The sequence below is a fragment of the Ralstonia sp. TCR112 genome (assembly GCF_007997035.1).
Taxonomy (GTDB): Bacteria; Pseudomonadota; Gammaproteobacteria; order Burkholderiales; family Burkholderiaceae; genus Ralstonia; species Ralstonia edaphi.
In genome coordinates, this window is sequence record NZ_VOSS01000275.1 from 1 (window position 1) to 600 (window position 600).

General features: G+C 67.5%; 2 pseudogenes. Both read right to left on the reverse strand.

From position 1 onward, the window contains the following. Nucleotides 1–313 (reverse strand): annotated as a pseudogene (locus tag FUT88_RS25915) (YqaA family protein); the annotation flags it as partial. 57 nt (nucleotides 314–370) lie between these two features. Then, nucleotides 371–600, reverse strand: a pseudogene (locus FUT88_RS25920) (hypothetical protein); the annotation flags it as partial.

The window sequence follows — 600 nt, forward strand, 5'->3', positions numbered from 1 at the left end:
GGGGTGCGGCACGTGCTGGGGCGTGCTCGGCGTTGTGCTGGCGGCGGCGGCGCGCCAGGTGGTAGCGCACCAGCGCCAGCTTGGCCGCATAGCCCATCCACCAGTCGACCATGCCGCCCAGCGTGTTGCCGAGTGTGGCCACCACGATGGCGGGCCAGAACATGTCCGGATTGAGCTTGATGTACGCAAAGACCGCCGGCTCGGAGCCCAGCGGCAGCAGCGTCGCCGAAATGAAACTGACGACGAAGATGGCAGGCAGCCCGACCTTGGGCAGGGCGAGCGTGGCAAAAAGCGTGTCGATCCACTGTTCCATGCGATCGATTGTAGAGGGCGGGCGGCCGCGGCGTCGCTTGGGGGCCGCCCTAGCCGGTCAGGCGAAGAACAGGTAGGCGACAAGCACGGCGCCGACGAGCCCGATCAGGTCGGCCCACAGCCCGCAAGCCAGCGCGTACCGCGTGTCCTTGATGCCGACGCTGCCGAAGTACACGGCCAGCACGTAGAACGTGGTCTCGGTCGAGCCCTGGATGATGGCGGCCAGCTTTCCCTGGAAGGAATCGACGCCGTAGGTCGTCATCACGTCGACCATCAGGCCGCGCGCGC